This is a genomic window from Tepidimonas fonticaldi (genome assembly GCF_007556755.1).
Lineage (GTDB): Bacteria > Pseudomonadota > Gammaproteobacteria > Burkholderiales > Burkholderiaceae_C > Tepidimonas > Tepidimonas fonticaldi.
In genome coordinates this window covers 1-20547 of sequence record NZ_VJOO01000026.1, presented here as the reverse complement: position 1 = coordinate 20547, position 20547 = coordinate 1, and the positions used below count along the sequence as shown (strand labels likewise).

The following is a 20547-nucleotide window of genomic DNA, read 5'->3' as shown; positions in this document are numbered from 1 at the left end:
GGCTCTTGCAATATGCGTGCCTAGGTTCGGGCAGTATGCCTGTTGACCGTGACAGGTCGCCATACGCTGGATGGCGCATGGCACGAAAGCTGCACCCGGAGCAGGCGTGAAGCCCGAAGCCGTCGAACATGCCGTTCCTGTCCAGCGCATCGTCAAGGTGCGGAGGGATTACAACAGCTGGGTGGCCAGCGAGACGCTGGAAGACTACGCCCTGCGCTTCACCCCGCAGCGGTTTCGCAAATGGTCGGAGTGGCGGGTGGCCAACACGGCGTTTGGCGTGGCCTCGTTTCTCATCCTGGAGGCGGTGGGGGCCACGTTGCTGGTGCAGTATGGGTTTCTGAACGCCTTTTGGGCCATCGTGGTCACCGGGTTGATCATTTTCTTGGCGGGATTGCCCATCAGTGTCTACGCCGCCCGCTATGGCGTGGACATGGACCTGCTGACGCGCGGTGCCGGGTTCGGTTACATCGGGTCCACCATCACCTCGCTCATCTATGCGTCGTTTACCTTCATCTTTTTCGCGCTCGAAGCCGCGGTGATGGCCTATGCGCTGGAGTTGGCGCTGGGTATACCGCCCGCTTGGGGCTACCTGATCTGCGCCCTGGTGGTGATTCCGCTGGTCACGCACGGGGTGTCGGTCATCAGCCGCTTTCAGGTCTGGACGCAGCCCCTGTGGCTGGTGATGATGGTCGTGCCGTTCGTCGCCGTGGCGTGGCTGGACCCGGAGGCGTTTTCCGCGGTGGCGCACTATGCTGGGGCGGATGGCGAAGGCGGTGCATTTCAGTGGCACTTGTTTGGGGCGGCGCTGACGGTGGGGGTGGCACTGATCACCCAGATGGGGGAGCAGGCCGACTATTTGCGCTTCATGCCTCCGCCCACCCAGCGCACCCGGGGGCGCTGGTGGCTGGGCGTGGTGGCCGGCGGCCCCGGCTGGGTGGTGATTGGCGTGCTGAAAATGCTGGGCGGTGTGTTGCTGGCCCATCTGGTGCTCAGCTACGGTGGGGGCGCCGAACGTGCGGTGGACCCGAACCAGATGTACCTGGCCGCTTACGAATACCTGTTGCCCCACGGCTGGGCCGTGGCGGCCACGGCGCTGTTCGTGGTGGTGTCGCAGCTCAAGATCAACGTCACCAATGCTTACGCAGGCTCCTTGGCGTGGAGCAATTTTTTCTCCCGGCTGACCCACCATCACCCAGGCCGGGTGGTGTGGGTGGTGTTCAACACGGCCATCGCCTTCATGCTCATGGAGATGAACGTGTTCGAGGCCCTGGGCGATGTGCTGGGCCTGTATGCCAACATCGCCATCGCGTGGATCATGGCGGTGGTGGCCGATCTCGTCATCAACAAGCCTTTGGGCTGGTCGCCGCGTGGCATCGAGTTCAAGCGGGCGTATCTGTACGACGTCAACCCCGTGGGGGTGGGGGCCATGACGCTGGCGTCGGCGCTGGGCATGGCCGCGCATTTGGGCCTGATGGGGCCGATGGCACAGGCGTTCTCGGCGGTGGTGGCCATGGTGACGGCATTTTTGACCGCGCCCTTGATTGCCTGGGCCACCCGCGGCCGCTACTACCTGGCCCGCCAGCCCGAGCCCGCCAATCGCGATCACTCCGACGTCGGGCTCGATGGCCGCTACGTGGCCCTGGCACCGCTCAAGCATTGTGTGGTCTGCGAGTCGGCTTACGAAGCGCCGGACATGGCGCACTGTCCAGCTTATCAGGGCGACATTTGCTCGCTGTGCTGCACGCTCGACGCCCGCTGTGCCGACGCGTGCAAACCCCATGCACGCCTCTCGCGTCAGTGGGAGCAGGTGCTGCACCGTTTGTTACCGCCACGCTGGTGGCCTCGGGTCGATGCCGGTTTGGGGCATTTTCTGCTGCTGATGCTGGTGATCGCTCCGATGTTGGCGGCGGTGCTGGCCGTGTTGTACCGCCACGAGTGGCACCGGCTGCTGTCGGTCGATGCCCTGCCGGCGGGGGAGGAAGCACTGGCAGCCTTGCAGGCCGGATTCATCAAGGTGTATGCGGCTTTGCTGATGGTGGCGGCCGTGGTCGCCTGGTGGCTGGTGCTGGCGCACAAGAGCCGCGAGGTGGCGCAGGAGGAATCCAACCGGCAGACCCGGCTGCTGATGGAGGAAATCGAATCCCACCGCCGCACCGATGCCGCCCTGCAGCAGGCCAAGCAGGCCGCCGAGCGGGCCCGTGAACAGGCCGACCAGGCCAGCCAGGCCAAGACGCGCTATGTCAGCACCATCAGCCACGAGCTGCGCACACCGCTCAACAGCATTCTGGGCTATGCCCAGCTCCTGCAGCAGGATGCTGCGCTGCCGCCCCATCGCGCCCATGCGGTACAGGTCATCCTGCGCAGTGGCGAGCACCTGCTGTCGCTGATCGAAGGCACGCTCGATATTGCCCGTATCGAGGCGGGCCGCCTGACCCTCGACGTCAGGCCGCTGGACCTCAAGGCTCTGTTGCAGGATGTGGCCGGCATGTTCGAGCTGCAGGCCAAGGCCAAAGGACTGTCGTTTGCTTTCGAGCCGCCCACCCGCTGGCCGCAGGCCGTGCGCGCCGACGACCGGCGGCTGCGTCAGATCCTGATCAACCTGTTGGGCAATGCGGTCAAGTTCACGGTGCGTGGTGGCGTGACCTTGCGGGTGCGGTATGTGCGCGAGATGGCGGTGTTCGAGGTCTGCGACACCGGGCCTGGCATGACTGCGGCCGAGCGGGAGCGGGTGTTCGAGCCGTTTGCCCGGGGATTGGCCGCGGCGCAGCCGGGCGCCCATGGCGCTGGGCTGGGATTGACCATCGCCCGGATGCTGGCCGACCTCATGGGGGGCGAAATGACCGTTGACAGCACACCGGGGTGGGGCAGTGTATTCCGGCTGCGTCTGTTTCTGCCGGAATGGCACGGCGAGGCGCTCGCGATGGCCGATGCCCGCCCGCTGCAGGTGGACGGCTACGCCGGGCCGCGGCGTTGCCTGCTGGTCGTGGACAACGAGGAAGACGACCGGCAATTGCTGCAACGCTGGCTGGCCCCATTGGGCTTCGAGGTGCACTTGGCTGCCTGTGGCGAACAAGCCCTGGCCCTGCTGGAGGCCGGGCTGCGCCCCGATGCGGTGTTCATGGACCTGGCCATGCCCGGCATGGACGGCTGGCAGGCGCTCGAGCGCATCCGGGCCCTGGCCCAAGGACAGGGCTGGCCGGCCCCGGCATGGGCCGTCGTGTCGGCCAATGCCTTTGACAAGGGGCTGGACAACCCGGTCGGCTTGCACGCGCACGACTTTTTCGTCAAGCCCGTTCGGCGTGACGACCTGCTGCGCTGGCTCGCCCGGCGACTCGATCTGACGTGGTTGCCGTCCCCATCGGCACCCCTGCCGGTCCAGCGCATGCATTCGCCGGCGCCCGAAACGTCTTGGGAGGGCTTGCGCACGCTGTCGGCGGCCGATTTGCGCGGCTTGATCGCATCTGCCCGGCTGGGCCACTACCGGGGCCTCGTGCGTTGCCTCGACGAGCTGTGTCCCGGACCCGCAGGTGATCGCTTGCGTGTGTGGGCACGTGAATTCCGGTTTGAACAGATTGAACAGGTCTTGCAGGAGGCGCTTGGTGCGTTGGAACCCTCACGAGATTGAAGACGTTCCCCCGGTGGTCCTGATCGTGGACGATGCGCCGGAAAACTTGGCCGTTTTGCACGACACGCTGGACGAAACCGGGCACACGGTTCTGGTGGCCCTGGATGGCGAAGCCGCCCTCGCCCGTGCGCGGCAGGCCCAGCCCGATGTGGTGCTGCTCGATGCCATCATGCCCGGCATGGATGGCTTCGAGGTGGCCAGACGCCTGAAGGCCGATCCGCAGACGGCGCACATTCCCATTATTTTCATGACCGGGTTGACCGAGACCGAGCACCTGCTGCAGGCGCTGGACGCGGGCGGGGTGGACTACGTGACCAAGCCGGTCAAACCCCAAGAGGTGATCGCCCGCATGGGGGTGCATTTGCGCACGGCGCGGCAGGTGCGTCGTGGGGAGTTGGAGCAAGAGCAGGCGCGCAACGCTCTGGATGCCTTTGGCTATGCCACCATGACGGTGCGGGAACGCGATGGCCGCTTGATGTGGCAGACCCCGCTGGCCCGGGAGCTTTTGTGGCGCTATTGCGGCACCCAGGCGCCCGAGACGCCCGAGCCCGTGCTGCAATGGTTGCGTCGCCACGTGCCCGATGTCCGGCAGGGCGCTACTGCCCCCGTGGAGCCGCCCCGCCTGACCTTGAGCCACGGCCCGCGGCGGTTGACGTTTCGCTTGCACCGTGCCGTGGGCGATCCGGCCGACGCCGCCCCCAACGGGGAGGGCGGCGAGTGGCTGATCGTGATGCAGGAAACCTCGGACGCCAGCGCCCTACAGGGGCTGATGCAAACCTTTGGCCTGACGGCGCGCGAGGCCGAAGTGCTGTACTGGGTGGCCAAAGGCAAGACCAATCGTGACATTGGCGACATCCTGGGCGCGAGTCCGGCGACGGTGAAAAAGCACCTGGAGCGCATCCATGCCAAGCTCGGCGTGGAAACCCGAACCGCTGCCGCAGCCATGGCCTTGCAGCGTGTGCCCTCCCTGAGCGAGCGTGCGGCAGGCTGACATGCCGGAGGCTCATACGCCACCCGGCGTACAGACAGTCATCAGGGCAAACCCTAGCATCAAACCGTCCGTGATGCGCTGGTCCAACCGGTGGTGTCGCGGTCGGATTGCTCGTTTGACCTTGACCGTCTTGACCTCGACTGGAGCCCTGCCATGATGAAACGTCGTTCCACCCTCAAAGCCCTTTCGGCCGCAGCGGCCGTCGGCACCCTGGGCAGTCTGGCCGCTTGGCCCGCCCGCGCCAACACGCCCATCAAAGTGGGGGTGTTGCACAGCCTGTCGGGCACCATGGCGATTTCCGAAACCGTGCTGAAGGACACGGTGCTGATGGCGGTCGAAGAAATCAACGCCAAGGGCGGCGTGCTGGGGCGCAAGCTCGAAGCCGTGGTGGTGGACCCCGCCTCCAACTGGCCGCTGTTTGCCGAGCGCGCCCGCCAGTTGCTGACCAAAGACAAAGTGGCCGCGGTTTTCGGCTGCTGGACGTCGGTCAGCCGCAAATCGGTGCTGCCGGTGTTCGAAGAGCTCAACGGTCTGCTGTTCTATCCGGTGCAGTACGAGGGCGAAGAAATGAGCCCCAACGTGTTCTACACCGGTGCGGCTCCCAACCAGCAGGCGATTCCGGCGGTGGAATACCTGATGAGCGCCGACGGGGGTTCGGCCAAGCGTTTCGTGCTGCTCGGCACCGACTACGTCTACCCGCGCACGACCAACAAGATCTTGCGCGCGTTCCTGAAGTCCAAGGGCATCCCCGACAGCGACATCATGGAGGAATACACGCCCTTCGGCCACAGCGACTACCAGTCCATCATCGCCCGCATCAAGCAGTTCTCGTCGCAGGGCAAGAAAACGGCCGTGGTCTCCACCATCAACGGCGACTCCAACGTGCCCTTCTACCGGGAGCTGGGCAACCAAGGCCTCAAGGCCACTGACGTGCCAGTGGTAGCCTTTAGCGTGGGCGAGGAAGAACTGCGCGGCGTAGATACCCGCCCGCTGGTCGGTCATCTGGCGGCGTGGAACTACTTCATGAGCCTGAAAAACCCGGTCAACGACGAGTTCACCAAGAAGTGGGCCGCTTACGCCAAGGCCAAGAACATCCCTGGCCACAAGGATCGGCCGCTGACCAATGACCCCATGGAGGCCACCTACATCGGCATTCACATGTGGAAGCAGGCCGTGGAAAAGGCGAAGTCCACCGATGTGGACAAGGTGCGTGTGGCGATGCGCGGTCAGACCTTCAAGGCACCGAACGGATTCGAGGCCAAGATGGACGAGAAGAATCACCACCTGCACAAGCCGGTGTTCATTGGCGAGGTGCGCGCCGACGGCCAGTTCAACGTCGTCTGGAAGACCAAAGGCCCGGTGCGTGCGCAGCCCTGGAGTCCCTTCATCGAAGGCAACGACAAGAAGCCCGACACCCCGCAAAAGTCCGCCTGAGCAGGAGTGTCACGATGCGTTCGCGATGCGTGTGGGCGGCGGGCCGCCGGTTGTGGGTGTTGTGGCTGGGCCTGATGTGGGTATGGGCGGGCGCCGCGCGAGCGCTCACGCCGCAGGAGGCACTGACCCTGGCCGAGGGCGAGACCGCCGATCGCATCGCAGTCATGGGCCGGCTGGCCACGTCCGGCGACCCGCAGGCCGAGGCCCTGATTCGGGCCATGGCCCGCGAGGCGGTGATGGTGCGCGGCGAGCAGGTGCTCATCGTGGAGGGGGAGACCGCCATCGACGCGGTGACGGGCGCCCCCGCCTCGGCCGATGGAGCGACCAGCGCGATGGTCAACAACCGCCTGCGGGGGGCGTTGGAGCGCGCGCTGGCGGGCTTGGATCTGCTGGGTGATGACGCAAGGCGGCAGCGCGAGGCAGCGCTGCGCTTGCGGGACAGCCTGATCGCCCAGCCGGACGCGTCGGTCATGCCCTGGATCGAGAACGCGTTGGCTTCCCAAAATGTTTCGCGTCTGGATGGTCGGGCCCGGCGTGCCGTGGAGGAGGCCCGCGCCGCTTTGTGGTTGGAGGGCGGCGATGCCGCGCAACGCGTGACGGCTGTTCAGACCCTGGCGCATGTGGGGCAGGACAGCGTGCGGGCCAGGCTGGCGCAGCGCCAGGAACAGGAGTCCGACCCCGCCGTCAAGGCCGCGCTGGCGCAAGCGCTGGCTCAGGTGGACCGGGCTTTGATTCGCGCCCAGGTCGTTGGGCAGTTGTTCACGGGGGTGAGCCTGGGCTCCATCCTGCTGCTGGCGGCCCTGGGTCTGGCCATCACCTATGGGTTGATGGGTGTGATCAACATGGCCCACGGCGAGCTGATCATGATTGGCGCCTACGCCACTTACGTGGTGCAGGGGCTCTTCAGGCAGTACTTGCCGGGCGCATTCGAGTGGTATTTGCTCGCGGCCCTGCCTGTGGCGTTTTTGGCTGCGGCGCTGGTGGGCGCGGTGATGGAGCGGGGCGTCATTCGATGGCTCTACGGCCGTCCGCTGGAGACGTTGCTGGCGACCTGGGGGCTCAGTCTCATTCTCATGCAAGGGGTGCGCAGTGTGTTTGGCGCTCAAAACGTGGCGGTGGAAAGCCCCGGCTGGATGAGCGGAGGTGTGGTGGTGATGGGGGATCTCACACTGCCCTGGAACCGGATTGTGATCATCGGCTTCGCGTTGGCGGTGTTGGTGGCCGTAGCGCTGCTCATCGGTCGAACGCGGCTGGGCCTGTTCGTGCGTGGCGTGACGCAAAACCGGCCGATCGCGGCTTGCATGGGGGTCAACACGGCGCGTGTCGACACCTACGCCTTTGCGCTGGGGTCTGGCATCGCGGGCCTGGCGGGCGTGGCGCTGAGTCAGGTCGGCAACGTGGGGCCGGATTTGGGACAAAGCTACATCATCGACAGCTTCATGGTGGTGGTGCTCGGCGGCGTCGGGCAACTCGCAGGCACCGTGTATGCCGCGCTGGGGCTGGGGTTGCTCAACAAGTTCATCGAAGGCTGGGCCGGTGCGGTATTGGCCAAGATCGCGGTGCTGGTGTTCATCATCGTCTTCATCCAGAAACGGCCGCAGGGCATCTTCGCCCTCAAAGGGCGGCAGGCTTGAGTTGTCCTTGGAATACACGGAATCCACCCATGACTGCAACGACGACCACAACACCGATCGTCCTCTGGCCCGCCAAGGGACCGCTGCTGACGCGCTCTGGTTGGGGGGCGGTCATTGCGGCGCTGCTAGGGGTTTGTGCGCTGGCCCCGGTGCTCAATCTGTGGGTGCCGGTTGACAGCCCCTGGCATTTGAGCGACTACATGATCGGTTTGTTGGGCAAGATCATGTGTTACGCCATTTGCGCCCTGGCCATGGATTTGATCTGGGGCTACACCGGCATTCTGAGCCTGGGGCACGGTCTGTTCTTTGCGCTCGGCGGCTATGTGATGGGCATGTACCTGATGCGACAGATCGGCACCGACGGTGTGTATGGCAGCGAGCTGCCCGACTTCATGGTGTTTTTGGACTGGAAGGCGCTGCCCTGGCACTGGGCGCTGAGCGACAGTTTCGCCGCCACGCTGTTGCTGATCGTGCTGGTGCCGGGGGGGCTGGCGTTTGCGTTTGGTTACTTTGCCTTCAGGTCACGCATCAAAGGGGTGTACTTTTCCATCATCACCCAGGCGCTGACCTTTGCGGCCATGCTGCTGTTCTTCCGTAACGAAACCGGCTTGGGCGGCAACAATGGCTTTACCGATTTCAAGCGCATTCTGGGCGTGCCCCTGGCTACCCCCGAAACGCGCATGGTGTTGTTCGTCATCACCGGGCTGACCCTGCTGGTCTTTTATCTGTGGGCAAGCTGGCTGGTGCGCTCCAAATTCGGCCGGGTGCTGCAAGCGATTCGTGATGCCGAAAGCCGAGTCATGTTCTGCGGCTACGACCCCTTGCCCTACAAACTGACCATCTGGGTGATTTCGGCGGTGATGTGCGCTGTGGCTGGGGCGTTGTACGTCCCGCAGGTGGGCATCATCAACCCCAGCGAGATGAGTCCTGCCAACAGCATCGAGATCGCCATTTGGACCGCTGTGGGCGGGCGGGCCAGCCTGATCGGACCGATCATTGGCGCGTTCGTCGTCAACGGTGCCAAAAGCGCGCTGACGGTGCACTTCCCGGAGTACTGGCTGTATTTTCTGGGCGGCTTGTTCATTGCGGTGACGCTGTTCATGCCGCAGGGGTTGGTCGGGGTGGCACGGACGGTGCTGCAGCGCATGCGTGGCCAGGCGGGAGGCGTCGCATGACCCCGGACCTCATGGAAGCGGGCGCGCAGCGCCTGGCACGCGCGCACGGTATACCCGCCACCGGTCAGACCGAGGCGGGTGGCCGCAGTGCCCCATTCGCCCGTCCCGTAAAGACCGGCGAAGTGGACACGACCCACGGCCGTATTTTGTACCTGGAGGACGTGCACGTCAGTTTCGATGGTTTCAAGGCCATCAACGGACTGAACCTCGACATCGCCCCAGGCGAGCTGCGCTGCATCATCGGCCCCAACGGCGCGGGCAAGACCACGATGATGGACATCATCACTGGCAAGACGCGGCCCGACCGCGGCACCGTGTTCTTTGGCTCGACCATCGATTTGCTGCACTACAGCGAGCCCGAAATAGCCGCGCTGGGTATCGGTCGCAAGTTCCAAAAACCCACCGTGTTCGAGGAGCTGAGCGTCTTCGAGAACTTGGAGTTGGCGCTGGCTGCCGACAAACGCGTGTGGTCCAGCCTGCGCTTCTCTCTCACAGGCGAGCAAAAAGACCGTTTGGCGGAGGTGCTGCACACCATCCACCTGAGCGACGCATTGACGCGCCGTGCCGGCGATCTGAGCCACGGCCAGAAGCAATGGCTGGAAATCGGCATGCTGCTGATGCAGGAGCCCAAGCTTCTGTTGCTGGATGAGCCTGTTGCGGGGATGACCGACGAGGAAACCGAGCGCACCGCCGAACTGTTCCTGCGCCTCAAGGGCCGGCACAGCCTCATGGTGGTGGAGCACGACATGCACTTCATTCGCGCCATCAGTGAAAAGGTGACGGTGCTGTGTGACGGCTCCGTGCTGGCCGAAGGCACGCTCGACCAGGTGCAGGCCGATGAGCGGGTGATCGAGGTTTATCTGGGAAGATGAGGATGTTGCAAATCGACCGGATCCACCAGTACTACGGCGGCTCGCACATCCTGCGTGGGGTCAGTCTGCAGGCCCGAGCGGGCGAGATTACCGTGGTCCTGGGCCGCAACGGCGTGGGCAAAACCACGCTGCTCAAGGCCTTGATGGGCCTGGTGCCGGTGCGCAGCGGCCAGATCCTGCTGGACGGCGTGGCGATCACCCAGGCCAGCCCTTACGAGCGCGCCCGCGCCGGTATTGGCTATGTGCCGCAGGGGCGGGAAATCTTCGCCCGCCTGACCGTGCACGAGAACCTGCTCATGGGCCAGGCCACGAAGAAGGCCGGAACCCCGTTGGCCCCACAACTCTTCGAGTTGTTTCCGGTGCTCGAGCAAATGTTGAATCGCCGTGGGGGCGACCTCTCCGGCGGGCAGCAGCAGCAATTGGCCATCGCCCGCGCCTTGGCGTCAAGCCCCCGACTTCTGGTGCTCGACGAGCCGACCGAAGGCATTCAGCCCAACATCATCAAAGACATCGGCCGAGTGCTCAAAAAGCTGGCCCGCGAGGGGCTCGATGGCCAACCCATCGCCGTATTGTTGGTTGAGCAATATTACGACTTCGCCGAAGAACTGGCCGACCAGTATCTGGTGATGGAGCGCGGCGAGGTGGTGGCCAGCGGGCCAGGCGCCGAGATGCAAGCCCGCGGTATCCGCCAACTCGTGGCGATCTGAAGATCGCCTCAAACCCGCCAAATCCGCGCCGGCTGCCCCGGCAGGCCCCACGCCGCCTGCCGCAGCGCCGACCAGCCTTGCTGCACCAGGGCCATCACCGGCTCGACCAGCGGGCCCAGCACCCGCAGCACCAGCACATGGTCGTTGGGGCAGGTGGCGCCGGCCGGCAGTGGGTTGAGCCCGTCGGGCAGGACGGCGCGCACCGCATCCAGCAGGCGCTCCCGCCGCTCGCGGCTCCATGGCGTGCCGCTGGCCAGCACCAGCGTGCCCAGGCAGCGGTGGCCGCCCAGCCCCACCGGGCTGTCGAGCAGGCGCGCATCCGCGGCGTCCAACCGGCCTTGCTCCAGCCAATGGCCCTCGATGCACAGGCGCTGGTGCAGGCAGCCGCGGTCGAAGGGCTGGCCGGAGCCCGGCAGCCCCAGCGCCGTCACGTCCCAGGCCAGCCATTCGGACCCTGCCGCCAGTTGCACGTCCAGCGCATTGCGGGCCTGGCAGCCGGGGTAGGCGATGGTCTCCAGCGGCACCCATTCCAGCCGTGCGCCGGGCTCCAGCCGAATGTGCACCCGCTGGGTGGCCGGCTCGCCATCGGAGCGGTAAAAACGCGTCGCCCCTGGCGTGGAGACAAGGCCATGCGTGCCCGCGTCCGCCTGCACCGCCACGTGCAGCGTGTCGCCTTCCACCAGCCCGCCGGGGGGGTGGACGATCACGTTGTGGCAGATGCCCGGGCCTTCCGGATACAGACTGTGGAACAGGCGCAGCGGACCGTGGTGGCGGTGGTGGGCCACCGTGGTGTCGCCTCGCCGCTGGTAGTGCAGATGCAGGTGGGCGTCCCAGGGCATGGTGCGGCGGGCGTGCGGGGCGGCACGCGGCTCAGGCGGCCTGACTGCCGCGGTGGGCCCAGCCGGTGGTGTTTTTTTCGATCAGGCTGAACAGCTCGTACATCGCCATGGCCATGATGCCCACCACCAGCAGCCCAGAGAAGGCCAGCCCCATCTGCATCGACGAGCCGGCCGAGATCAGCAGATAGCCGATGCCCTCGTTGGCCGCCGTCATCTCGGACACCGTGGTGCCCACGAAGGCCAGCGTGATGGCGACCTTGAGCGAACCAAAAAAATACGGCAGCGATCGTGGCAGCCCCACCTTGGTCAGCACGTCCCAGCGCCGGGCGCCGAGCACGCGCAGCACGTCCTCCAGCTCCGGCTCCAGCGTGGCCAGCCCGGTGGCGATGTTGACCATGATGGGGAAGAAGCTGATCAAAAAAGCCGTCAGGATCGCCGGCCCCACGCCGATGCCAAACCACACCACCAGAATCGGCACGAAGGCCGCCTTCGGCAGGGCGTTGAATGCCGTCATCAGCGGATAGAGGGCCGCGTAGGCCAGGCGCGAGGAGCCCATCAGAAAGCCGAGCAGCACACCGACCACGATGGCGATGCCAAAGCCCGCCATGGTCACCCAGAACGTGCGCCAGGCGTGGCCCAGAATCACCGTGTGGTGTTCGACCGTCTGCTCCCAGATGCGCGAGGGGCTCGGAAAAATGAACTCCGACACGCCAAAGCCGCGCGTGATCGCCTCCCACAGGGCGATCAGTACGACCAGCAATATCAGGGGCGAGAGCCGTTCCAGGGTTTTGCGGGACATGGCGGTTACTGCTGCAGGGGGGCGCCGGTCTTGCGCATGGCACCGATGTGGCCGCGCAGCTCGTGCACGATGTCGGTGAACTCGGGTGTGTAGGTGACCTCCAGATCGCGCGTGCGCGGGATTGGGATGTCGCGCCGCACGACGAAGCGCCCGGGGCTTTTGCTCATGCAGTACACCGTGTCGGCCAGAAAGACGGATTCGCGCAGGTCGTGCGTGACGAGGATGACGTTGAAGCGCTGCGCTTCCCACAGATCGCGCAGGGTGCACCACAGCTCCTCGCGGGTGAAGGCGTCCAGCGCCCCGAACGGCTCGTCGAGCAGCAGCATTTTGGGCTCGTGGATGAGCGCGCGGCAGATGCTGGCGCGCTGCTGCATGCCGCCCGACAGCTCCCAGGGGAACTTGCGCTCGTAGCCCGCCAGCCCCACGGAGGCGAGCAATCGCTTTGCGCGCTCCTCGAACTCGCGCCGCCGGTCCTTGAACTGGCTGCGAAACGGCTCCACGATCTCCAGCGGCAGCAGCACGTTGTCCAGCGTGGTGCGCCAGGGCAGCAGCGAGGGCGCCTGAAACGCCATGCCAGAGATCTTCAGCGGCCCGTCCACGGGCTGCCCGTCGACGCGGATGGTGCCGCGCGAAGGGCGCTTGAGACCCGTGGTCAGCTTCATGAACGTGGACTTGCCGCAGCCCGATGGCCCGACGATGGCGATGAACTCGCCGCGGCGCACCTGCAGGTGTATGTCCTCGACGGCAAACTGCCCCTTGTCCAGCAGAGTCTGGTTGTAGGCCAGCCACACGCCGTCGAATTCGACGAAGGGGGCGTCCGGTTGCGGGGTGGCGTGCGGGGCCATTGCGCGCTCACCGCTTGGGCAGCACGTTCAGCATCGCGGCGTCGGGCAGGAACGAGCCGTCCCACACCTTGCTCACGTCCACACGGGTCTTGGTCTGGTAAGCGTCGGAAATCTGGCTGGCCATGAGCGCCAGACGGCCGGCGTTGACACGGCCAAAGCCCTCCGCGCGGGCATCGGGGCTGGCGACGACCGAATCGATCGCCAGGCGCAGGCGGCGCAGCTCCAGATCGGTGTTGATGATGCCGTCGCGCTCCTTGACCGCCTGGATGCCCTGCGCCGGATTGGCCATCACTTCGCCCGCCCCTTTGGCAAACGCCGCCAGGAAGGCGCGCACGGCGTTGGGGTTCTCGCGCAGCAGCCGCGGGTGGGCGATGATGGCATTGCCATACAGCTTGACGCCGTACTGGGCGTAGGGCATGACCACGATCTCGTCGGTCTTGACGCCGCGCGCTTCCAGGTTGAGCAGCGAGGTGAACGAAAACCCGGTGATGGCGTCGATGTCGCCGCGCACCAGCATGGTTTCGCGCAGGGGCGGGTCCATCGACGTCCAGGTCACGGGCCCCACGCCGTTGGCCTTTTCGAAGATGGGCCAGGCCTTGCGGCCGGCATCGAAGACGGGCGCCCCCAGCTTCTTGCCGCTCAGATCCTTGGGCGCGCGGATGCCGGACTTCTTGAGCGCCAGCACCGCCGCCGGGGTGTTGTTGTAGACCATCATGACGGCCACAGGCTTGTTGGGCGCGTCGGGGTTGTTGGCGTGGAACTCCATCAGCGCGGCCATGTCCGCCAGACCCATGTCGTAGGTGCCCGAGGCGACGCGGGTCACGGTGCCGGCCGAGCCATTGCCGGCGTCGATGCTCACATCCAGCCCGGCATCGCGGAAGTAACCCTTGCTGGCCGGGTGCAAAAACAGGGCCGCCGGACCTTCAAAGCGCCAGTCGAGCTGAAACTTGACCGGCTTGTTCTGGGCGTGGGCGGTGCTGGCGGTGGCGGCGGCGATGGCCAGGGCAGCGGTCGTCTTCAGAAAGTGGCGCTTGTGCATGGTGACTCCGGAAGCGGTGGAGGCGGGAGCGTGCCGGCGGCAGTGGCGCGCCAGCACGCGCACAACGCTGCAAAAACGGTGCCAGCCCCAAGCCCGCCGGAGCCCTCATTTTTGAACACATTGTTGTATACAGAATCCGGGCAAACCCGAGGATGCCGCCCCACGGAGCGGCATCCTGCGCCATGTTGGTGCGGCGTACGAGCGAGCCTGCCGCGCGTCAGCCCCGCACCCGCGCCGCTGCGACGGCCGTCATGTTCAGCACGCGGCGCACGGTGGCCGCCGGCGTCAGCACATAGGCCGTGCCGTTGACGCCCATCAGGATCGGCCCCACCGTCACGCCGCCGCTGGTAGTGGTCTTCATGACGTTGTAGAGGATGTTGGCCGCGTCCAGGTTGGGGCAGACCAGCAGGTTGGCGCTGCCCGAGAGCGTCGAGTCGGACAGGAAGCGCCCGCGAATCTCCGGCTCCAGCGCGGCGTCGCCGTGCAGCTCGCCGTCGCATTCGATCTCGGGGTGCGCGGCGACGAACAGATCGCGCGCGGCGCGCATCTTGCGCGCGCTGGCGCGCTTGGACGAGCCGAAAGTGGAGTGCGACAGGAACGCCACCTTGGGCACGATGCCAAAGCGCTGCACCTCCTGCGTGGCCATCCAGGCGATTTCGGCCAGTTGTTCGGCGCTGGGGTCCTCGTTGACGTAGGTGTCGGTGATGAAGATCGGCCCGCGGTCGGTGTTCACCGCATTGAGCGCGGCGTAGAGCGAAGCCCCGGGGCGCCGCCCCAGGATGGCGTCGATGCGCTCCAGATGCGTCGTGTACGTGCCCACCAGCCCGCAGATGAGGGCGTCTGCATCGCCCAGGTGCACCATCAGCGAGCCGATGATGGTGTTGGAGCGGCGCACCGCGGCCTTGGCCACCTCCGGCGTGGCGCCGTTGCGCTTCATCAACTGGTGGTAGGCCTCCCAGTACTGGCGGAAGCGCGGGTCGTCCTCGGGGTTGACGTTTTCCACATCGACGCCCAGGCGCAGGTGCAGTCCCGCTTTGCGGATGCGCGCCTCGATGACCGCGGGGCGGCCGATCAGGATCGGCTGGGCGATGCCTTCCTCCAGCGCGAGCTGGGCTGCGCGCAGGGCGCGTTCGTCCTCGCCGTCCGCATAGGCCACGCGGGCCTTGGGCGCCACGGCCTTGGCGGCGTTGAAGACCGGCTTCATCAGGATGCCGGTCTGGTAGACGAAGCGCTGCAGGCTGTCGCGGTAGGCCTCGATGTCGGCGATCGGGCGCGTGGCGACGCCCGACTCCGCCGCCGCCTGCGCGACCGCCGGGGCGATGCGCAGGATCAGCCGGGTGTCGAACGGCTTGGGGATGAGGTAATCCGGGCCAAACTGCAACTCCTGCCCGGTGTAGGCGGCGGCCACCTCGTCGCTGATCTCGGCCTTGGCCAGGGCCGCGATCTCGTGCACGCAGGCCAGCTTCATCGCTTCGGTGATGCGGGTGGCGCCGCAGTCCAGCGCGCCGCGGAAGATGTACGGAAAGCACAGGACGTTGTTGACCTGGTTGGGGTAGTCACTGCGCCCGGTGGCGATGATGCAGTCGGGCCGCGCCGCCTTGGCCACCTCCGGGCGGATCTCCGGCTCGGGGTTGGCCAGCGCCAGGATGACCGGCCGCTCGGCCATGGTCTGCACCATCTCGGCCGTCAGCACCCCGGGTGCCGAACAGCCCAGGAACACGTCGGCCCCGCGCACCGCATCGGCCAGCGTGCGCGCCGCCGTCGTGCGGCAGTAGCGGCGCTTGGATTCGTCCAGCCGGCCGGCCAGCGCGTCCTCGCGCTGGTCGTGGATCACGCCCTTGGAGTCGCACACCAGCATGTGCTCGGGCCGCGCCCCCAGCGCGACGAACAGATCCAGCACCGCGATCGCGGCCGCCCCCGCGCCGCTGACGGCGATGCGCACGTCGCCGATGGCCTTGCCCACCAGCTCCAGCGCATTGATCAGCGCCGCCGCCGAGATGATCGCCGTGCCGTGCTGGTCGTCGTGGAACACGGGGATCTTCATGCGCTCGCGCAACTGGCGCTCGATGTAGAAGCACTCCGGCGCCTTGATGTCCTCCAGATTTACGCCGCCGAGCGTCGGCTCCAGCGCGGCGATGATCTCGACCAGCTTGTCCGGGTCCTTCTCGGCCAGTTCGATGTCGAACACATCGATGCCGGCAAACTTTTTGAACAGGCAGCCCTTGCCCTCCATCACCGGCTTGCCGGCCAGCGGGCCGATGTCGCCCAGGCCCAGCACGGCCGTGCCGTTGGTCACCACGCCGACCAGGTTGCCGCGGCTGGTGTAGTCGGCGGCCTTGTTGGGGTCGGCCGCGATCTCCAGACACGGATAGGCCACGCCGGGGGAGTAGGCCAGGCTCAGGTCGCGCTGGTTGGACAGCGCCTTGGTCGGCGTGACGGAGACTTTGCCCCGGGTCGGGGTGCGGTGGTATTCGAGCGCGGCGTCGCGCAGGGCTTGTTCGGCGGGCGTCATGGTGGCGTGATGCGCAAGGGACGAAAAAAGGTGCGGCGCCACCCGCCGGGGCACCCCCGGTCGTGCGGCGTGACGCGCCAAGTGTAACGAGCACACGTTCGGGCAATGCTCACTACAATGTCAACAGTGAACGCCATCGTCCGTCACCGCCGCTGGCCGCTTGTGCTGGCCCTTCTGGCGCTGCTGTGGGCAGCGCTGGCGCCCACGCTCGCCCGGGCGTGGGCGGGCGAGCCGCGTGCTGGCGAGCGGGTGCAGATCTGCACCAGCACCGGCATGGCCTGGGTGACGCTGGACGCGGCTGGCGACGCCGCGCCGGACGAGGGCGCCGCGGCCGCGATGGCGTGCGACTGGTGCCTGCTGCACGGCGGGCTGGGTTTGCCACCGCCCGAAGCCCGCGTCGGTCTGCCGCCTGCTGCCGACCCGTTGGCGCCGCTCGCCCACGCGGCCCGCGCGGCGGCGCCACCCCAGGCATGGTCGCGGCCGCAGCCGCACGCTCCTCCGCCCCTGTCCGTCTGACGCCGCGCCGGGCGCGGGCCGTTGCGGCCCGCCTAGGCGCTGCCGCCGTGGCCGCCCGCAGCCAGCCGCTGCGCGCAGGGCGCGCCACCCCCGTGTCACGACGCCCAGGAGGCAGGTTTGCGATGAACCCCGAACGTTTCGCCGCAGCGCCCCGACGCCGCTGGCTCGGCCTGGCCGCCGCCGCGCTGGCGGCCGCGGCCACCCCGTGGCTGGCCGGCTGCGAGCGCGGCGCCGACCGCCCCGCGCTGCGCGGCATCGACGTCACCGGCGCGCCGTACGGCCGCACCCTTTCCCTGACCGACCAGCACGGCCAGCGCCGCACGCTGGAGGACTTCCGCGGCAAGGTGGTGATGCTGTACTTCGGCTTCGTGCAGTGCCCGGACGTCTGCCCGACGGCGCTGGCGCGCGCGGTGGAGGTGATGCAGCGCCTGGGGCCCGACGCCGGGCGCGTGCAGCTGCTGTTCGTCACCGTCGACCCGGAGCGCGACACGCCCGCGCTGCTGCGCGACTACATGGCGGCGTTTCACCCGTCCTTCCTCGGGCTGACCGGCACGCCGGAGGAAATCGCCGCCGCCGCGCGCGAGTTCAAGGTGTACTACGCCAAGGTGCCCACCGGCAGCGGCTACACCATGGACCACTCGGCGCAGACCTACCTGATCGACGCGCAGGGCCGCCTGCGCATCGTGCTCAAGCACGAGCAGACCGCCGACGACTACGCGCACGACATCGCCTGGCTGCTGCGCGAGGGCGCCTGATGTTCGCCCGTTCCGTTTTCAACCCCCCGAAAGGAGACCCGACCATGCCCCGCAACCTGATCCGCAGCGCCGCCGCCGGCGCGCTGCTGGCCCTCACCGCCGCCGCCTGGGCGCAGACCGTCAAGATCGACGAGCCCTGGGTGCGCGGCACCGTCGCGCAGCAGAAGGCCACCGGCGCCTTCATGCGCCTGACCGCACCGGAGCCCATGCGCCTGGTGGCCGGCGAGTCGCCGGTGGCCGGCGTCGTGGAGATCCACGAGATGGCGATGGACGGCGACGTGATGCGCATGCGCGCCATCCCCGGGCTGGCGCTGCCGGCCGGCCGGCCGGTGGAGCTCAAGCCCGGCGGCTACCACGTGATGCTGATGGACCTCAAGCGCCCGCTCGCCGGCGGCGAGACGGTGCCGCTGACGCTGGTGTTCGAGAACGCCGCCGGCCAGCGCGTGCGCCAGGAGCTTCAAGCCAAGGTGATGGCGTTGGGCGCGCAGCCCGGCGCGATGGGGGCCGGCCCGCAGGGCGGCCACCGGCACTGAGACACCGAAGAGGAGCAAACCCGATGCACCCCCCCGTTCTGACCGATCGACGTTCGCTGGCGCGCCGCGCCGCCACGGCCACGCTGCTGGCCTGCGGGCTGGCGCTGGCCGCCGCGCCGACGCTCGCCCGCACCAGTGTCGCCGACGAGAGCACGCCGATTGCGGAGCTGATGCCGCTGCTGGTCAAGCACGAGGCGCAGCTCGGCCTGAGCGACGCGCAGCGCCAGGCGCTGGATCAATACCGCAAAGAGGCGATGCCGCGCCGCATCGCGCTGACCAAGCGCATCCGCGAGCTGCGTGGCGAGCTGCGGCTGGCCATCCTGGACGGCGCGCCCGCCGCCCGCCGCGACGAGCTGCGCCAGCAGCTCGTGCAGGCCGAGCAGGAGCACCTGCAGGCGCGCGAGCGCTGCGTCGATTTCGTGCGCTCGACGCTGACGCCGGAACAGTTTGCGCGCGTGCGCCAGTGGTACCTCGATGGCATCCAGTGACCTGACCCAGGCACCCGTGGTGGTGCTGGCCCCCCAGCAGACCGTGTTCGAGGTCGGCGGCCGCGGCGGGCCCTGGCGCGTCGAACGCGGGTTGGTGCGGCTGGACCGCGTCGGCCGCGACGGCCCGCTGCTGGTGATGCTGGCCGAGCCGGGCGACTGGCTTGGCCTCGACGCGCTGGCAGGCCAGGCACACGGCTGGCGCGCCACGGCCATCACCCCGGTGACGGTGCGCGGGCCGCTGCTGCCCGCCCACGACGGTGAGCGCGCCCGCTGGCTGACCGAGGCGCTGCTGCAACAGCCCGAACGGGCGCATGCGATGGCGCTGCTGCGCACCGGCTCGGTGCGTCAGCGGCTGGCCTCGCTGCTGCGGCTGCTGACCCGGCCGGATGTGCTGGGTGACGCCGGTGGCCCCGCGGGTCTGCGCGGCCGCCTGCCGCCCCTGCGCGTGCTGGCGGAGCTGGTGGACGCCAAACACGAGACGGTGTGCCGCGTACTGGGCGAGCTGCTGCCGCGCGAGTCCCAGACCGCAACCGGTCCCACTGGCTTGCTGGCGGTGGCCTGACCCTTCGCTGTCCGTTCAGCCGTCACACCGGCTCGGGCGCCGGCTGGCGCACCGCCGGCGCGGGCGGGGCGGCCGCCCCTGCACCGCGCGCGAACGTGACCACGTGATCCACTGCGGCGCGGATGCCGATCCACTCGCCGATCGCATGGTCGTGGTGCGACGGCACATGCACCTGCAGCAATTGGCCGTCGGCCAGCCGCAGCGTGTACAGGAACTCCGCGCCGCGGAAGGCCTTGCGCACGATTTCGGCCCGAAACGGCGAGGCGTCGTCGTGCACCACGTCGTCGGCGCGCAGCAGCACCTCGCACAGCCCGTCGGGGAAGGCGCTGGGCAGAGGGCACTCGGCCACGTCTTCCAGCTCGCCCAGGGGCGTTTCCACCACCACCTGCTGGCCTCGCGTCAAGATGCGCGCCGGCGCAAACACGCCGTGCCCGATGAACTCCGCGACGAAGCGCGTGGCCGGCCGGTGGTAGAGCGCATAGGCGTCGTCCCATTGGTGCAGCCGCCCTTGGTGCATGACGCCGATCACATCCCCGATCGCAAAGGCTTCCATCTGGTCATGCGTGACGAAGAGCGCCGTGATGCCCGCAGCCTTGATGATGCTGCGGATCTCGTGCGCCAGCCGCTCGCGCAGATCCACATCCAGATTGGAGAACGGCTCGTCCAGCAACAGCAGGCGCGGCTGCGGGGCCAGCGCCCGCGCCAGGGCCACGCGCTGCTGCTGGCCGCCCGAGAGTTCATGCGGATAGCGCCGCTGCAGACCCTCCAGCCCAACCAGACGCAGCGCCTCGGCCACCCGTGCGCGGCGCTGGTCGGCATCCCAGTGGGCCAAGCCAAAGCCCACGTTGCGCTCCACATCCAGGTGCGGAAACAGCGCGTAGTCCTGAAACACCATGCCTATGCGTCGGTGCTCCGGCGCCACATGCACGCCGTCGCCGCTGACCGCCTCGCCCCCCAGCGCAATGGTGCCGCCGGCAATGCCCTCCAGCCCCGCCACCGCGCGCAGCAGCGTGGTTTTGCCGCAGCCCGATGGCCCGATGAGCACACCGATATCGCCAGCGCGCAGGCCCAGCGTGACGCCATCGACGGCGGGCTGGGGCGCGCGTGGATACCGCACGGAAACCTGGGTGACGGCGAGGTCCATGCCTGCATTGTAGATAATGCGCATTCTCATTTGCGTCCGCCCATGGATAGCCCGCCCACCGCCCCCCGGCACCGCAT

Annotated in this window: 18 protein-coding genes; 12 read left to right on the top strand and 6 right to left on the bottom strand. The window is 67.6% G+C overall.

Annotation, left to right across the window (positions count from 1 at the left end):
- The first annotated feature begins 70 nt into the window (after positions 1-70).
- The 7 genes from Tfont_RS11515 (at position 71) to urtE (ending at position 10438) form a co-directional block, all read left to right on the top strand.
- The gene (locus Tfont_RS11515) at positions 71-3625 is read left to right on the top strand and encodes an ATP-binding protein (RefSeq protein ID WP_143969549.1); all 3555 of its coding nucleotides are present in this window, start codon (positions 71-73) and stop codon (positions 3623-3625) included.
- On the top strand, positions 3600-4616 hold the full coding sequence (locus tag Tfont_RS11510) for a response regulator transcription factor (RefSeq protein ID WP_260682369.1): 1017 nt from the start codon (positions 3600-3602) through the stop codon (positions 4614-4616). Before Tfont_RS11515 ends, Tfont_RS11510 begins: the two co-directional genes overlap by 26 nt.
- Before the next feature lie 156 nt (positions 4617-4772).
- Positions 4773-6050, top strand: coding sequence for an urea ABC transporter substrate-binding protein (gene urtA, locus Tfont_RS11505; protein WP_068609826.1), 1278 nt, complete (start codon positions 4773-4775; stop codon positions 6048-6050).
- 74 nt (positions 6051-6124) lie between these two features.
- Complete coding sequence (gene urtB / locus Tfont_RS11500) at positions 6125-7684, top strand: urea ABC transporter permease subunit UrtB (RefSeq protein WP_143969561.1); 1560 nt, start codon at positions 6125-6127, stop codon at positions 7682-7684.
- 29 nt (positions 7685-7713) lie between these two features.
- Positions 7714-8859, top strand: coding sequence for an urea ABC transporter permease subunit UrtC (urtC, locus tag Tfont_RS11495; protein ID WP_143969547.1), 1146 nt, complete (start codon positions 7714-7716; stop codon positions 8857-8859).
- Entirely contained in the window at positions 8856-9731 is an 876-nt protein-coding gene (gene urtD / locus Tfont_RS11490; protein ID WP_068608780.1) for an urea ABC transporter ATP-binding protein UrtD, read from the top strand. The genes urtC and urtD overlap by 4 nt, the downstream gene beginning before the upstream one ends.
- Before the next feature lie 2 nt (positions 9732-9733).
- A complete protein-coding gene (urtE, locus tag Tfont_RS11485) occupies positions 9734-10438 on the top strand; it encodes an urea ABC transporter ATP-binding subunit UrtE (protein WP_143969560.1) in 705 nt (234 codons plus the stop codon).
- Positions 10439-10446: 8 nt separating this feature from the next.
- Here the strand turns inward: urtE and Tfont_RS11480 are convergent, their stop codons facing one another.
- The 5 genes from Tfont_RS11480 to Tfont_RS11460 all read right to left on the bottom strand — a co-directional run bounded on the left by Tfont_RS11480 (position 10447) and on the right by Tfont_RS11460 (position 16472).
- Complete coding sequence (locus tag Tfont_RS11480) at positions 10447-11277, bottom strand: urease accessory protein UreD (protein ID WP_143969546.1); 831 nt, start codon at positions 11275-11277, stop codon at positions 10447-10449.
- A 31-nt stretch (positions 11278-11308) separates the two neighbouring features.
- The gene (locus tag Tfont_RS11475) at positions 11309-12076 is read right to left on the bottom strand and encodes an ABC transporter permease (RefSeq protein WP_068608786.1); all 768 of its coding nucleotides are present in this window, start codon (positions 12074-12076) and stop codon (positions 11309-11311) included.
- A gap of 5 nt (positions 12077-12081) precedes the next feature.
- A complete protein-coding gene (locus Tfont_RS11470) occupies positions 12082-12921 on the bottom strand; it encodes an ABC transporter ATP-binding protein (protein WP_068608788.1) in 840 nt (279 codons plus the stop codon).
- Positions 12922-12928: 7 nt separating this feature from the next.
- A complete protein-coding gene (locus tag Tfont_RS11465) occupies positions 12929-13960 on the bottom strand; it encodes an ABC transporter substrate-binding protein (RefSeq protein ID WP_068608790.1) in 1032 nt (343 codons plus the stop codon).
- A 217-nt stretch (positions 13961-14177) separates the two neighbouring features.
- Positions 14178-16472, bottom strand: coding sequence for an NADP-dependent malic enzyme (locus Tfont_RS11460; RefSeq protein WP_143969545.1), 2295 nt, complete (start codon positions 16470-16472; stop codon positions 14178-14180).
- A 126-nt stretch (positions 16473-16598) separates the two neighbouring features.
- Between Tfont_RS11460 and Tfont_RS11455 the strand changes: the two genes are divergently transcribed.
- The 5 genes from Tfont_RS11455 (at position 16599) to Tfont_RS11435 (ending at position 19326) form a co-directional block, all read left to right on the top strand.
- Complete coding sequence (locus Tfont_RS11455; RefSeq protein WP_185974524.1) at positions 16599-16988, top strand: DUF2946 family protein; 390 nt, start codon at positions 16599-16601, stop codon at positions 16986-16988.
- A 122-nt stretch (positions 16989-17110) separates the two neighbouring features.
- Positions 17111-17743, top strand: a complete 633-nt coding sequence (locus tag Tfont_RS11450; RefSeq protein WP_143969543.1) for an SCO family protein — start codon at positions 17111-17113, stop codon at positions 17741-17743.
- Positions 17744-17787: 44 nt separating this feature from the next.
- Positions 17788-18276, top strand: coding sequence for a copper chaperone PCu(A)C (locus Tfont_RS11445; RefSeq protein WP_143969542.1), 489 nt, complete (start codon positions 17788-17790; stop codon positions 18274-18276).
- Positions 18277-18299: 23 nt separating this feature from the next.
- The gene (locus Tfont_RS11440; RefSeq protein WP_143969541.1) at positions 18300-18764 is read left to right on the top strand and encodes a Spy/CpxP family protein refolding chaperone; all 465 of its coding nucleotides are present in this window, start codon (positions 18300-18302) and stop codon (positions 18762-18764) included.
- Positions 18751-19326: a cyclic nucleotide-binding domain-containing protein gene (locus tag Tfont_RS11435; protein ID WP_143969540.1), complete on the top strand. Its 576-nt coding sequence runs from the start codon at positions 18751-18753 to the stop codon at positions 19324-19326. The genes Tfont_RS11440 and Tfont_RS11435 overlap by 14 nt, the downstream gene beginning before the upstream one ends.
- A gap of 22 nt (positions 19327-19348) precedes the next feature.
- On the opposite strand, the gene Tfont_RS11430 is transcribed toward Tfont_RS11435, so the two are convergent.
- Positions 19349-20470: an ABC transporter ATP-binding protein gene (locus Tfont_RS11430; protein ID WP_143969539.1), complete on the bottom strand. Its 1122-nt coding sequence runs from the start codon at positions 20468-20470 to the stop codon at positions 19349-19351.
- Positions 20471-20547: the final 77 nt, after the last annotated feature.